Annotated in this window: 15 protein-coding genes and 1 pseudogene; 8 read left to right on the top strand and 8 right to left on the bottom strand. The window is 38.3% G+C overall.

Annotated features, from left to right (window positions below; genetic code table 11):
• Positions 1–68: 68 nt before the first annotated feature.
• Both ACM2FC_RS08335 and ACM2FC_RS08330 read right to left on the bottom strand, forming a co-directional pair.
• The gene (locus tag ACM2FC_RS08335; RefSeq protein ID WP_498480439.1) at positions 69–683 is read right to left on the bottom strand and encodes a hypothetical protein; all 615 of its coding nucleotides are present in this window, start codon (positions 681–683) and stop codon (positions 69–71) included.
• 536 nt (positions 684–1,219) lie between these two features.
• Positions 1,220–1,642 (bottom strand): hypothetical protein, encoded by a 423-nt coding sequence (locus tag ACM2FC_RS08330; RefSeq protein WP_498480438.1) that lies wholly within the window; start codon positions 1,640–1,642, stop codon positions 1,220–1,222.
• 574 nt (positions 1,643–2,216) lie between these two features.
• Between ACM2FC_RS08330 and ACM2FC_RS08325 the strand changes: the two genes are divergently transcribed.
• Positions 2,217–2,531 carry a c-type cytochrome gene (locus ACM2FC_RS08325; protein ID WP_498480437.1) on the top strand — a complete coding sequence of 105 codons (315 nt, stop codon included), beginning with the start codon at positions 2,217–2,219 and terminating at the stop codon, positions 2,529–2,531.
• A 231-nt stretch (positions 2,532–2,762) separates the two neighbouring features.
• Here the strand turns inward: ACM2FC_RS08325 and ACM2FC_RS08320 are convergent, their stop codons facing one another.
• Positions 2,763–3,068, bottom strand: a complete 306-nt coding sequence (locus ACM2FC_RS08320; protein ID WP_498480436.1) for a hypothetical protein — start codon at positions 3,066–3,068, stop codon at positions 2,763–2,765.
• The gene (locus ACM2FC_RS08315) at positions 3,056–3,190 is read right to left on the bottom strand and encodes a hypothetical protein (protein ID WP_498480435.1); all 135 of its coding nucleotides are present in this window, start codon (positions 3,188–3,190) and stop codon (positions 3,056–3,058) included. The genes ACM2FC_RS08320 and ACM2FC_RS08315 overlap by 13 nt, the downstream gene beginning before the upstream one ends.
• 85 nt (positions 3,191–3,275) lie before the next feature.
• Between ACM2FC_RS08315 and ACM2FC_RS08310 the strand changes: the two genes are divergently transcribed.
• The 4 genes from ACM2FC_RS08310 (at position 3,276) to ACM2FC_RS08295 (ending at position 8,004) form a co-directional block, all read left to right on the top strand.
• On the top strand, positions 3,276–3,986 hold the full coding sequence (locus ACM2FC_RS08310; protein WP_498480433.1) for a Crp/Fnr family transcriptional regulator: 711 nt from the start codon (positions 3,276–3,278) through the stop codon (positions 3,984–3,986).
• A gap of 40 nt (positions 3,987–4,026) precedes the next feature.
• Complete coding sequence (locus tag ACM2FC_RS08305) at positions 4,027–5,256, top strand: anaerobic sulfatase maturase (RefSeq protein WP_498480431.1); 1,230 nt, start codon at positions 4,027–4,029, stop codon at positions 5,254–5,256.
• A gap of 484 nt (positions 5,257–5,740) precedes the next feature.
• Complete coding sequence (locus tag ACM2FC_RS08300) at positions 5,741–6,262, top strand: hypothetical protein (RefSeq protein ID WP_498480430.1); 522 nt, start codon at positions 5,741–5,743, stop codon at positions 6,260–6,262.
• A 383-nt stretch (positions 6,263–6,645) separates the two neighbouring features.
• Positions 6,646–8,004: a sensor domain-containing diguanylate cyclase gene (locus ACM2FC_RS08295; RefSeq protein WP_498480429.1), complete on the top strand. Its 1,359-nt coding sequence runs from the start codon at positions 6,646–6,648 to the stop codon at positions 8,002–8,004.
• 66 nt (positions 8,005–8,070) lie between these two features.
• Here the strand turns inward: ACM2FC_RS08295 and ACM2FC_RS08290 are convergent, their stop codons facing one another.
• Both ACM2FC_RS08290 and ACM2FC_RS08285 read right to left on the bottom strand, forming a co-directional pair.
• Positions 8,071–8,787: an ElyC/SanA/YdcF family protein gene (locus tag ACM2FC_RS08290; protein WP_498480428.1), complete on the bottom strand. Its 717-nt coding sequence runs from the start codon at positions 8,785–8,787 to the stop codon at positions 8,071–8,073.
• 238 nt (positions 8,788–9,025) lie between these two features.
• The gene (locus tag ACM2FC_RS08285; RefSeq protein WP_498480427.1) at positions 9,026–9,298 is read right to left on the bottom strand and encodes an IS3 family transposase; all 273 of its coding nucleotides are present in this window, start codon (positions 9,296–9,298) and stop codon (positions 9,026–9,028) included.
• Positions 9,299–9,323: 25 nt separating this feature from the next.
• Between ACM2FC_RS08285 and ACM2FC_RS08280 the strand changes: the two genes are divergently transcribed.
• Positions 9,324–9,620, top strand: a complete 297-nt coding sequence (locus ACM2FC_RS08280) for a helix-turn-helix domain-containing protein (RefSeq protein ID WP_498480426.1) — start codon at positions 9,324–9,326, stop codon at positions 9,618–9,620.
• Between the two features lie 202 nt (positions 9,621–9,822).
• Positions 9,823–10,026, top strand: a complete 204-nt coding sequence (locus tag ACM2FC_RS08275) for a hypothetical protein (RefSeq protein WP_498480425.1) — start codon at positions 9,823–9,825, stop codon at positions 10,024–10,026.
• 147 nt (positions 10,027–10,173) lie between these two features.
• On the opposite strand, the gene ACM2FC_RS08270 is transcribed toward ACM2FC_RS08275, so the two are convergent.
• Complete coding sequence (locus ACM2FC_RS08270) at positions 10,174–10,893, bottom strand: 4'-phosphopantetheinyl transferase family protein (RefSeq protein WP_498480424.1); 720 nt, start codon at positions 10,891–10,893, stop codon at positions 10,174–10,176.
• A 613-nt stretch (positions 10,894–11,506) separates the two neighbouring features.
• On the opposite strand from ACM2FC_RS08270, the pseudogene ACM2FC_RS08265 reads away from it, so the two are divergent.
• A pseudogene (locus ACM2FC_RS08265) lies at positions 11,507–11,675 on the top strand (nitroreductase family protein); the annotation flags it as partial.
• A 257-nt stretch (positions 11,676–11,932) separates the two neighbouring features.
• Here ACM2FC_RS08265 and ACM2FC_RS08260 read toward each other — a convergent pair.
• A partial coding sequence (locus ACM2FC_RS08260; RefSeq protein ID WP_498480423.1) for a class-II fumarase/aspartase family protein occupies positions 11,933–13,192 on the bottom strand: 1,260 nt, incomplete at its 5' end.

Genomic DNA, 13,192 nt, shown 5'->3' with positions numbered 1-13,192 from the left:
CACTAATTACCATTAGCTAAAATAAATCTCCCAGTTTGATTTCAACTCTGGGAGATATTTCAATTTGCTTAGATGCTATCCCACAAATCCAACACCGAATTATGCTCATGCCCTTTTTGTAATTCTATGAACTCTTCAATCAATCGATCATACCCTTGATGTCTCATAGAAAACTCTTCGGCAGACTCCAACAATGATGGAGTTATCGAAATCGTCCTCTGATATAGGTAATCACTATTTGCAATTTGCCAATCGCCCATCGCAGCTAAATTGTATGTGCTGAGCAAAGCGCCGATAGGCGATAAAAGCAACGTCATCGCTTCCATAAACGATTGGGGAAGGTTCTGATCTACCACGGAAAAGCCATCACATTTCAGTTTCTCCGAATTAGATAACGAGACTTCCTGTTTGTACACCCACAGATCGTCATTTTCTAATATTTGGTGAGCTTGGGCGCCCAATGATGACATGATTACTTTGAATTCCTCTTTCAAAACTTTCAAACCATCGACACCAAGACGGGAGATGACATTGGGCTGTGCCTGAAGTGCAGATTTCACCATGTTCTCTGCTGTATCTCTGAGGCAACACACCGACTCCTTAATTAGATGATCTCGATACGCATCTAATTCATAAGTTTTCTGTGAGATTTTATCCAGTAAAGGCTCTACGTTAATTTTCATAATCTCCTCCAACAGTGCGACACATCTATTGACTCTATACTGGCAAGCAATGCAATCCAGTTTCAGCCAGAATATCAAAGGACACATGGCAAAAAGTTGATCAAGTATGGCTTTGCAGATTAAACCGTATAAAAAGCATGGATTAAGTAATGAGAACTAGCCTCCCATTGGAAGCTATTTAAACACCGTCTAAATTTTTTGGTCTCATAGTAAGAATTGTTGAGTGCCAAGGTTTCGGGCGTGCCATTAAAGATTTTGTTTTTTCAATGTAGCTATATCTCAAGAAATAGAGTACCTACAATAAAAACGATTTAATATTCTAAAATAGACTCTTCAGACCAATGGTATTAGGTCACAAATTAAAACCATATAACTGCCGGAACAACAAACTATATCAAGTCTATTATGATGTATTTATGGTAGTTATCTTTGAACAAAATAACCACCATATAATATAGAATCTTCGATTTCGTACTCTGATAGAATTACCCAACTTAGATTGCAAAGCTAGGTATGTGTTTCTATGATATCTATCTTTAAGATGTAGCGTTACATTCCTTCTTAACAAATATCTGCAAGTAGCCCATTAATTGATGTCTAGTTTCTGATTCCATATATTGACATATTTGTGGATTATCCTCTGATATAAGGTTGATATTGTTCATCGCGGAAATTTCAGAAGGAAGCGATAAAGGGCCATCAATACAATTTTTATAGTAATTGGAAGGATAAGCGTCACATATGGCCTCTTGTAACGAAGAGTCCCCTGCTAGTTGGGGGAGTTCTTTCGCCAACTCGAATGACTTTTCTGGACATTCAAAGGCGTCCAAATTCTTATAGAGGTCTTGTATAAAATTACATTGTTTCTGGTTGTCATTTGCCCAAGTATATACAGAGAATGTAAATAAAAGTGCAGAGAAGATAAATTTTGAGTATAGCGAAGCTTTGTGAAAAGGCATGAGTTCTTTCCTTAGTATATTATTTTTCCATTTTAAAAATATAAAGAATTATATAGGTTTTTATTCTTTAAAAGAGTATCTATAATTTACAGAACATTACCTCCTAAGTTTATAAATTCACAATATATTAATATTTCAATTTTATTTAACTTGCAATAAATATTTAAAACTTTATTTAGTTATTCATTCTGTATTATTTAATAAAACCTCGTAATATATACATAATGAATAATGCCTAATATGTAATTCTTTATAGATATTAAATTATTTTTTTGATTAACTCTCAAGAGATACAATAAGTTTCTAGAATACCAAGCGCAGTAGCTTGTTCAGCACCTTGATCATTGCGTAAGCCTCACACCAATACTCCTAATTTCATTAGTATCCTTTAAACCTTTAATTTCAAAGAAATAGAATCACACAGCAAATAATTGATTGCTCCTCACTAATAGGTACATGTTCCTATTTTAGAGCGCATATGTATCTAAAGTGTGAATTATTGTGGAGTAAGTATTTTCCATATGTGTTATATCTAGCAGGCTCGAAGATTAAAAATCAGTAACAAGGATAGATTATGAAAACACTCATGATTGCAGTTGCTATCGGTGCAGGCTTGGCTTGTTCAAGTGTGTATGCTGCTGGAGATGCAGAAGCAGGAAAAGCGAAATCGATGGTATGTGCAGCCTGCCACGGTGCTGACGGCATTGCTGTTATCCCTGGCTATCCAAATATAAAAGGGCAGAATGAGCAGTATATTGTATCTTCACTCAAGGCCTATAAAAATAAAGAACGTAGCGGCGGACTAGCAATGTTGATGCAACCACAAGCCGCTATGCTTAGCGATCAAGATATTGAAAACCTTGCTGCTTACTATGCGAGCTTAAAGTAGTCAAGCAATTGTATAGGTTATAAAACTCAAACTTGTTGAAGACACTTGAGCTATCAACGATCAAGGGTCTTCTACAAAAGCTCACCAAAGGTTTACTAATTTCTACAGCACGATATAACAGCGTCGTACCACAGCTATCTCAATATACGGCAGGTTATAAGAATGCCTGACCGATTACAAATACTCCCGCACAAAGGCAGGAATACTCTAAACCAGACATAAGGAATAAAATTATCCACGTGGGAACCAGATACTCATGTCTTGTTCTTCTCTGTTGGCCCAAGCGAAATAAGGAATTAAGCGTACGTTAACTTGACTACTGAGGTCAGGTTGTACCTTAAAATACAAAGTATCTTTGTTTGGTCTTACATTCATTTGGGTTGTTAGTCCGACCATTTGATATGGCAGGTCGCTAATTGTTGTCTCTTCGAACTTGGCATCCAGTGGCATGACGAGATCATCAATTGTGTACTCTTCACTTTCAATGTCTATGCCTTCGATACAATAAACAACAGGGCCACGTTTCACGGCAACCATGCCGTTGCTTTGCTCAAGTGACGGATTGGCACCATATAGACGCCAAAAATACCACCTAAAAGTACTTTCAATAAAAGCGCATCTGCAGATAGCAAATCCGTTGCTAATGTTACGGTCTCCATAAATATTTCCTTGAATCAAAATGTTATAAGGTTGATCTGCTGTTTCATTTCGCATCACTATAAGTTGTCACAGGCAGAAATATTTATGGCAGCGATCATATTTATATTTGTTTTGATCAAGTATCTTGTTGGTCATATCAAGCAACAACCTTTTGGCGATGCAGTTAGAAACTCAAACCAGCTTAAAACAGCACATGAACAAAATTGCAATAAGCAAGAAGCAAGAAGCAAGAAGCAGAGAGTCTATCGCGGTGGTGATTTAGCAAGTGGATTCTACTATGTTGAAAACGGTCTTGTTGGCCTCTACCAAGTGAGTGAAACCGGCAAAGAGTCCTTACTCAGGATCTATGGGCCCGGCTCTTACTTTGGTTATCGTTCACTATTTACTGAACAAAACTACCCTGCTACTGCGAGAGCAATGCTCAAAAGCGCCATTACTAAAGTTGATATAAAGAACTTCAAACGATTAGATCAGCTAGCGCCAGACTTGGCCACATATCTCATGCAAAAAGTCTGCTGCGAACTCGGTGAAGCCGAGAAACGATTAATGCAATTTAACGCGTTTAATGCCAAAACACGTATCCTAGATACTATCTACCATGTTTTCCGAATGTATCCAGAATACCCTTGGACTTATCGAGAAATTGGTGAATACAGTGGCACTGACGTGACAACAGTCATTCGATATTGCAAAACACTCAAAGAAGCAGGCATTTTAAAAAAAGGCCATCGCAAGCTCTGCCCGGTTGACCTACACAACCTAGCTGATTTTAGAAACGCTTTAACCATCAGCTAAACATTTTTCATATTACGCCCCAGCTTTAATAGGATATTTAATGGTGCAAGTTTCAAACTGTCACGTTATGACCAAACCTTCTGGCTCAGTATGCAATATCGATTGCGAGTATTGCTTCTACTTAGAAAAAGAAAAGCTCTACCCTGAGAGACAACAAAACTGGCGCATGTCAGACGCTACATTAGAAGCATTTATTAAACAGCATATCGAAGCTCAAGCGGGTGACAATGTCGACTTTGCTTGGCAAGGAGGAGAGCCCACCCTGTTAGGAATCGACTTCTACCAAAAAGCGGTCGAATTTTGCAAAAAGTATGGCGCGAATAAAAAGATCACGCATGCTTTCCAAACCAATGGAATATTGATCAACGATAAGTGGTGTGAGTTTTTCAAAAAGAACCATTTTCTGATTGGCATTTCGATAGATGGACCTGAAGATCTTCATGACTATTATCGCAAATCTCGAAGTAAAAAAGGCACGCATAAAAAGGTTATGTCTGCCATCGCATTGCTTAAAAAACATGGTGTTGAGTTTAATACACTTACCGTCGTTAGCGCTCACAATGTCAAACAACCAAAGAGAGTTTATGATTTTCTCAAAGACATAGGCTCTGAGTATTTACAATTTATTCCATTGGTTGAAAGGGAAACCAAATCGCCCGAGCCGACAGAGGGGTGGCTAGCAAGCCCAGAAGAGAAATTCGCGAACGTCACAAAGTGGTCAGTTGACCCGAATGAATACGGCACGTTTTTGAATACCATTTTTGATCATTGGGTGAGAAATGATGTAGGCAAAGTCTTTGTGCAGATGTTCGACTCTACTTTATCTAGCTGGATTGGGCAGCCTGCTTCTATGTGTGTCCTCGCGCCTCAGTGTGGCCATCTGTTCGCGTTAGAAGCAAACGGAGATCTCTATCAATGCGACCATTACGTGTACCCAGAATATAAATTAGGCAATATCCATCAAAAGTCGATTATCGAAATGAACAACAGTAGCGAAGTACTATCATTTGGCATAGAAAAATTTGATACACAAAATGCTAAATGCAAACAATGCCGCTATCAATTTGCTTGCTACGGCGGTTGCCCAAAACATAGGTTCGAAAAAGGCCCGTCAGGAAAACCCGACCATAATTACCTATGTAATGGGTATTTTAAATTCTTCCAACATTCTGAAAAAGCGATGATGATAATGGCAAAGCTTATCAAGCATCGAAGAGCCCCTGCAGAAATCATGCAGTACTATCGCGAACATTTAGATACGGTGCGTTAATAGCCAATTATAGTCATCTTATGAAGACACGGAGCGACTTCTGATAAAAACGCCGTGTCTTATCCTTCCAGAACTTGTAACAGTAGACATATCCTTAATGATACGGCCTCGATATTGTATTGGGGCTATTTTTTAAAAGCAGCACAGAAGCCTAATAGCATTGTTTTCATTTATACTTTCTCTATTCGTAAACTTCCATACTCGAAACTTCACCCTTCAAGCATTAACATGGAAAAATATATACCGCCCAAATTCATAATCAAAAGAAATGTAAACCACTAGAAGAACGATGAGAATATAAATGAAATTTATAGGCTCTACTTTTACTGTCTCATGCTTGTTTCACGATATATATGATATTTATCAAAGCATTAACTAAATGGGCTTTGTCACCCCATTTTAGTGCATACAACAAATTAATTGTTTGAATCTGGCCCATACTACTCTACTTTCATATCCGCCATGTAGATAAGGAGTTGGCTTTATGAACAATAAAAGAATTATATTTTCAACGTTAGCAGCAGTTGGGGCACTTTCAGTCTCATTTCCTTCGTTAGCGAATACACAAACAAACAAGAAAGAAATAACACCACCAGTTTCAGAGTATCCGATAGTTATGACACTATCTCAAACGGGTACTGGTCCAAATTTTGTTGGCCAAGTCACTAGACCCCATCCAAGTGATAGCTCTATGAAAATAGATTTTACTAACGTAATTAGTTACTACCTAAATACAACGGGAACCTATCCGGCAACAATTCATTGTAACTGGATTCCTTGGGGTGGAGTGAGCTCAACGATTAAAAATCATGACAATACTGGTGGCGGATATATTATTTACACAGGAAACCAAGATAAAACTAATTGGTTTGACCTGAATAAAAATACGACAACACCTCAAGCGCCATACACAATTGACGTGTCATATTATGCGTACGCGAATTTCACTGGTGCCGCTGTAACTTGCAGCATTCCAGACACGTATGCCAATAAACACAGTAGCTAGCCCTACAATACTGAACCGGTGCTCCTGAAAATCGGGAGCACCAACTACAACTATCAGTTCACTATATTTTGGGCAATTCCTATAACAATCAGGAAACTTTAAATTGTCATGAATACAGTGAGCGTTTTCATTCCAAGAAATCCTCTTGAGTTAATACACTCATACTCCTACTAGAAATAATCAACCCATCATTGTAGAAAACTTCTCAACACTTGGTTCGTTACCTAGAAGCCTCTACTTTCCGTTTTCGATCCACGAAGACTCCTAGCATTAAAAACTACCCCCAATGACAAATTAAGTATGAAAGTAATCAAGGCCAACCTTGCCCTTTAATCACGATTCGTTCGAAAAGTTTCATATAAACCATAGATAAATGCGTTCAAGTGGCTAAATTAAAATATGACGAACATGATTTCGTATGGAGTTTTCCAACACATAGCAAGGACGTTGCGAGCATGAATCCAGATAATATTAACCTAACCAAGCTAATTAAGTCTTTGAAAGAAGGAGTCGTCGTGCACGATGCCTCTACAAAAATCCTATATGCAAACCCGAGTGCGCTAGAAATATTACGCTTAACTGAGGAACAAATTTTAGGGAAAAGTGCGCTTGACCCAGATTGGCGATTTATAGACAGCAATTATAAGTGGCTACCTCACCAAGACTATCCCGTTAACCGTGTTCTCAAAGATAAAAAGGAAATATCAAACCTTGAAATCGGCATATGCGATAGTACTTCTGAGGTCGTAACCTGGGTCTTGTGCAACGCTTTCCCTCAGTTTAGCGTTGAAGGAAATATTGAGCAGGTTGTTGTGAGCTTCTTAGACATCACCAGCCAAAAAACCAAAATATCTTTTGAAGATATCGTTGCCCATGCAAATGATGTGATAGTCGTAACCGAGGCGAACCCTATCGACTCAGACGGCCCTAAAATAGTGTATGTTAATAATGCTTTTTGCGATCTGACTGGGTATACCTCCAGCGAAGTTATCGGAAAAACACCAAGGATACTTCAGGGTGCTGAAACGAGTGTAGAGGTCACACAGCGGGTTCGGGAAGCCCTAGTCAAGAAAACAACCGCTAGAGAAACAATTTTAAACTATACAAAATCAGGCGTTCCATATTGGTTAGATATGAACATATTTCCTCTTACTGATGAATGGGGAGAAGTCTCTTATTTTGCCGCCGTTGAACGTGACGTGACTAAGCAGGTTGAGAAAGAACAAAAGCTAAAAGTTATCGCCAGCAAGGACTCACTAACAGGGCTATTAAATCGACGCGGCTTCTATGAGCTAGCCTACAAGAGTATTGTAAAACAGCCAAATCAGAACCGAATAACCATTGCCCTTCTTGATATAGATTTTTTCAAAAAAATCAATGACTCCTTTGGCCATAAATGTGGTGATATCGCTCTAGTAAAACTCGTAGAAAAACTGAAACATTCATTTCATGAATGTGATCTACTCTGCCGATTTGGAGGAGAAGAATTTCTGATATTGTTAGCAGACTCAGACTTAGAGCAAAGCGAGAATAAACTCGAAACACTTAGCAAAGACATTGCCTCATCCCCGTTAAGCTTAGGTGACGATAAATCGATCACAATGACCGTGAGCATCGGATGCGCTCAAGTAGTCCCTAGTTCACGCTCTATTGAAACGGCAATTAACAAGGCAGATCAAGCCCTTTATGAAGCGAAAAGAAGCGGAAGAAACAAAGTGTGTGTCTTTCGGGAAACAGACTAGAGCGTGATGCAAGTTGGCTTTAAAAAGTGCCACTCTTTGAAGCAAGTAGCACTTGAGAAATAGGCATTATATGAGAGAAGCTTTCCACTCCTTAAGTTTATTCCATGCTTGTCCTAAGTATTCATGAAACGCAATTTGTGTTTTAAGAAGATCCCGCCCGTCTGGTATGTATAGGAAGCGAATATCTTCACGTAAAAAGTTTGTTGGCGCTGGAATAGGGTTTAAGCCTTGTTCACGAAAAAGACTCATAGCTCTCGGCATATGATACGCAGAAGTGACTAAGATGAACGGCTTTTGACCGATTAAACGTTTGATATTTTCTGCTTCTTCTTCAGTATCTTTCGGTTTACTTTGGATAAGAATATCTCTTCTCGGCACCCCTAGATTAACCAGTCTTTTTGCGCTTAACACTGCCTCTGGAATCTTTCTTCCAAGGCCAGGGAAACCAGACGTGATGATTGTAGTCCCATGTAAATGATGGTGGAGCTTAATCGCTTCATATGCTCGCGCACTAAAGTCACCACCAAGAAGTAATATATATTTCGCATTAATTTGACTATTAATAGCCAGCGGTGGATACGCAGATTCTAGTGGCTCTATTATTGTATTGGACACCGGAGAATACCCTATCAAGAACATCCATATAAATGATAAAGTTAACAGTATCTTGGCCTTTTTATAGCTATTTCGGTACAGGAACCAAAGCCCGAGCAATAGCAGTAGCAGACCAATTGAAAAAGGCATTAAGAATGCCGCTATTACCTTTTTAAGAATAAATCCCATCTACTCCTCTTGTATAGCAACCAAATAGTGAAATTAAAACAAAATTATATAGTCAAATTTTCCATTTTTTCAAATAGTTAGAAAAAGTCCCGAAAACTTTAGCTTTCAACTGCTTTTGAAAGTCAGGCTTTCATATAATTTTTTGAGCTTTGAGGTATAAAGCTTAAACTTTTATCCTAATACCCAACTAAAAGACTTGATACGTAAATGTAACGGTCAAGTAAACTTGGAGACTTCTTTAGGCACTTTTTCTCAATTTCATTTCATACTCTACTGGTGAGATATTTCCTAATTTATAATGTCGTCGCTTTTGGTTATAAAACAGCTCGATATAGTCAATAATATCAGCCATCGCTTCACGCCTTGTTTGATAGCGACGATAATTAATCCGCTCAGGTTTTAACATTCGGAAAAACCTTTCGGTTACAGCATTTTCTAAACAATTTCCTGCATGACTCATACTTGAGATTAAACCATGCTTTTCCAGAGAATGTTGAAATGCTTCACACATATATTGCACACCATGATTGAAAGGTGTGGGGCTATCTCATAAAGACGTTGCCGAGCAAATGGGTATTTCGAAAGTGAGTGTGAAGCGTTTGCTAAACATGAGTCAGTCGCTTTTTACAAGCTGCCTAGTTAAGTTGGCTGAATTGGCACAAATATCTCTGTCTCAAATTGTGGTTGAAGCAGAAAAGTTAGTGATTCAAATACCTACATTTACAGCTAACCAAGACAAGGCATTTTGTGAAGAGCCAGAGCTCTATACCGTGTTTTCAGAGATTTGCGGTGACAGAGGACCAGATTCTGATGAAAAGATTTCAATTGGATGAAGCATCATTATACCTCTATTTAAGAAAGCTAGAATCAATCGACCTTGTTGAGATAGTAAGGAGATGTCAGTTTAAACTATTGGTCTCTAAGCATATTTGTTTTTCAGATTCGAATCAGTTTCCAATGTATTTTAAAAACCAACTTATCGATAGTTTAAAAGAGTAAGTACAAAACATTACGTCTAACGATGCCTATTTTATTATGGCTAAATTTAGGCTTACAGAAGAGGAATTCAAGCATTACAACACGAAACTTGAAGAGCTGATGCTTGAGCATCTCAAAATTTCTCTGGATAGAGACCAAACGACAATCAATACATCTGAATATACGATTGTAGACATGGGTGCCAAAGGTGCATTTCATCCAGAGCTCATGCAGCCAAAAATGCATAATGCGGCGAAGTAAATGATGTAGAGCACAGAGTTGGCAGCTTTACTGCCTCATTTCGTGCTGGCGCTACAAATCGACAAATAGTGCCGTCAGCGATTTGACATAAAAAATCTCATGCACTATTTCTTCCTTCTCTACCTCCAATTCACTTCAGTCAGTGTGTTAAATCATAGGAACGGAGCAGTTACTAATGACTGTCAAAACTGACTCACTTGACTGATGAAAGTATCCTTGAACTTTCGATCCCTTTAGATTTTTTTTGCTCAGATCTTCAGTTAAGGATATAGAGAATTCACCTGTATTAATATCTATGTAATTCATTTGAGCACATTCGAAGCCAAAAAAAGATCCAACGATAGGGTACAAGGCCTTATACAGACTTTCTTTTGCCGAAAATATTACAGTAAGCCCTCGGCTGAATTCGAAGCTGCTTTTATTAATAAGCTTACGTTCTTGAGCATTGATAATAACTGGAGCTATTTCTCTAGCGATGTTAGGTTCAATCCAATTTTCTAGGTCCACACCTATAGCTTTCTGATGTTTAGACAGCACTGTAACTGCTATTGCATGCTTGTTCGTATGAGTAATAGAACCGATAACTCCAGTAGGCCAAATGGGGGTTCGGTCTGCAGCCATCAATATTGGATGAATCTTATTAGTTAAATTCAGTAAAGCTTGTTGTGCTGCTAGTCTTCCAGCTAAGTATTCTGCTCTACGCTTAGGTATGGAACCAATCAGATCCAGTGGGAAGTCAATAGCATATTGCTGAAAGAGTTCGTCTTTGTAATTCGATTGACAATAAGATACTTGGCTCCAAGTTGTTAGAGGTAGCTCAATTGGACGTTCGTTACTAATATCTTGTAAAAAACTCTTGCGTTTCATGAAAAATTTTTCGTAATAGCTTTATTGTATAAGTTTCTTAGTCGTCACACCAATGTGAATTGAAATTCTCTCACTTAACTAATTGGTGGGTAAGGGGTAAAATAGGGTAGCATACATTTTCCACCTCTTTTTTCAGCAAATTAAAATCAATTTTTTGAATTGAACAACGCTCGGCGATTCGTCTGCTGCTTTTTGAGGAATCACCCCACATTTGGCCTCAGCTTTAGCAAGTGCTACTTCTATTTTGATTAGTAGTTGACTAAAGACTTATCACTGAATATTTTTCTCATTGCTTCTGTGCTAAATGAGTTTTTAAACAAGAATGAGTCGTAAATTGTACAAGATTCACGGTTCACTGCACTACACATATAAATATCACCTTTATAATCGTCAATTTCAATAGATTTAAAGAATAAAATTTATCCGGTTAGATTATATCTACGATATTATTTTTTCGCTCCAGAGCGAAGTTTGACAATCTTTTCTTTGGTTCTTTTCTGCTTAAGTGAACTTAAGTTTTTGAATAAAACATAGAGTATGTTTCTTTAACTGAGATTTGCCATATCTTTAACTTGACGTATTCTGTGTCCCTGATTCCTCTTGCTTGCTTAACAAGACAATTGACACAGAAGATATACAAGTCATTAAAGAGGCACTTCGTCTATCTGCATCATCGATTAACTCTCAAACCTTGGAAGTTCATTGTTATTGATTCTGACGAAGCAAAAAAGCGTTTCTACGGTACGTTTGCTACCAACTTCCAATTCAACCAGCTGCATGCGTAAGAAGCTTCACATACGACTCTTCTTTGGAACGTTTGTATAAATGCTTTTTAAAGTTCTAATCTTGACAACAAATACGTAGCTCCAAAATTTCTTTTGTTGAGTAGTGATTGATACTAGGCGCCTCGATAGTAAACCGATTTATCCTGCTTGATATAAGCGAGAGCTATCGAGTTGCCTAGTGACAAATAGGTTGAGTACAACAACACAACTCTTTAGTGTGGTTTATTTAATGTTCAATGCGATATGCACCTCAACTAGTAACCTCCTCGCTTTTCTGAATGCGATAGTGTTCGATTGATCATATTTTCAACCTCACCTAAATAATTTGCAGGATTAGTAAAGTCATTAATTTGTTCTTTGGTAAAATTATCCTTTATGACACCCAACTCATAGAGGGAATCAGATAATGTTCTTCCTTGTTCATTCGCTGTACGGCAAGCATCGTAAACCACATCGTGGGCTTGCTGTCTCCCTATTATTGGAGCTAGCCCCATCATAACGGCTTCAGACATTATCATTTCGTTGGTCAATTCAAGGTTCTCTCGCATCTTTTGCTCATCTACCTCTAAACCATCAAGTAAAAACCTGGCTTGATGCAATGCGCCAGAACATGCAATAAAGCTTTCAGGAATTGCCACCCACTCAGCTTGCCATGGTCCTGTCGCTCTCTCGAAGTCCTGCACCATTGCGTCCAGCATCAAACCTGCATTTTGCCTAACTATTTTTGCTGAAGCGAGAATGATCTCACAAGATATAGGGTTTCTTTTTTGTGGCATTGTGCTGCTTGAGCCTCTACCCTTGACGAAAGGCTCATAAAGCTCACCAATTTCATTCGTTGCCATTAGCATGATATCGTAAGCTATTTTAGCGAGAGAACCTGATAAAAGCGCAAGGAAGTTAACGACTTCACCAAATGTATCTCTAGCTGTGTGCCACGTGGATTCAGGAACATTCAATCCTAATTCTTCCATCAACATTTTTTGCACTTCTAAGCCTTTATCCTTCAAGGAAGCTAGAGTACCAGCTGCACCTGCAAAACTACCGACCATAACTCTAGGCTTAAGTTCTAGTAAACGGTCATGATGTCGGTCGAACATTGATAACCACGTGGAGGTTTTATATCCGAAAGTAATTGGCAATGCCTGCTGAAGATGCGTCCTACCAGCCATAAGGGTATTTCTATGAAATAGAGATATCTCATTGAGCCTATTTCTTATCGCTTTTAAATCATCTTCAACAAGTCTTAAACTTTCTTTCATTTGCAAGACAACTGCAGAATCCATAATATCTTGAGTTGTCGCGCCCCAATGGAGATACTTACCAGCTTCACCAGATTGTTTAACTAATTGGTGAATAAGGGGTAAAATAGGGTAACCTACATTTTCCGTCTCTTTTTTCAGCAAATTAAAATCAATTTTTTGAATTGAACAACGATCGGCGATTTCGTCTGCTGCTTTTTGAGGAATCACCCCACATTTGGCCTCAGCTTTAGCAAGTGCTACTTCTATTTTGAT

This window comes from Vibrio sp. A37 (assembly GCF_059777565.1).
This window is presented reverse-complemented; position numbering and strand designations above follow the sequence as displayed.

Coding starts and splice junctions, on each gene's coding strand:
- ACM2FC_RS08335 (WP_498480439.1), bottom strand. CDS start 683: ATGAAAATTAACGTAGAGCCTTTACTGGATAAAATCTCACAGAAAACT.
- ACM2FC_RS08330 (WP_498480438.1), bottom strand. CDS start 1,642: ATGCCTTTTCACAAAGCTTCGCTATACTCAAAATTTATCTTCTCTGCA.
- ACM2FC_RS08325 (WP_498480437.1), top strand. CDS start 2,217: ATGAAAACACTCATGATTGCAGTTGCTATCGGTGCAGGCTTGGCTTGT.
- ACM2FC_RS08320 (WP_498480436.1), bottom strand. CDS start 3,068: ATGGTTGCCGTGAAACGTGGCCCTGTTGTTTATTGTATCGAAGGCATA.
- ACM2FC_RS08315 (WP_498480435.1), bottom strand. CDS start 3,190: ATGGAGACCGTAACATTAGCAACGGATTTGCTATCTGCAGATGCGCTT.
- ACM2FC_RS08310 (WP_498480433.1), top strand. CDS start 3,276: ATGGCAGCGATCATATTTATATTTGTTTTGATCAAGTATCTTGTTGGT.
- ACM2FC_RS08305 (WP_498480431.1), top strand. CDS start 4,027: ATGGTGCAAGTTTCAAACTGTCACGTTATGACCAAACCTTCTGGCTCA.
- ACM2FC_RS08300 (WP_498480430.1), top strand. CDS start 5,741: ATGAACAATAAAAGAATTATATTTTCAACGTTAGCAGCAGTTGGGGCA.
- ACM2FC_RS08290 (WP_498480428.1), bottom strand. CDS start 8,787: ATGGGATTTATTCTTAAAAAGGTAATAGCGGCATTCTTAATGCCTTTT.
- ACM2FC_RS08285 (WP_498480427.1), bottom strand. CDS start 9,298: ATGTGTGAAGCATTTCAACATTCTCTGGAAAAGCATGGTTTAATCTCA.
- ACM2FC_RS08275 (WP_498480425.1), top strand. CDS start 9,823: ATGGCTAAATTTAGGCTTACAGAAGAGGAATTCAAGCATTACAACACG.
- ACM2FC_RS08270 (WP_498480424.1), bottom strand. CDS start 10,893: ATGAAACGCAAGAGTTTTTTACAAGATATTAGTAACGAACGTCCAATT.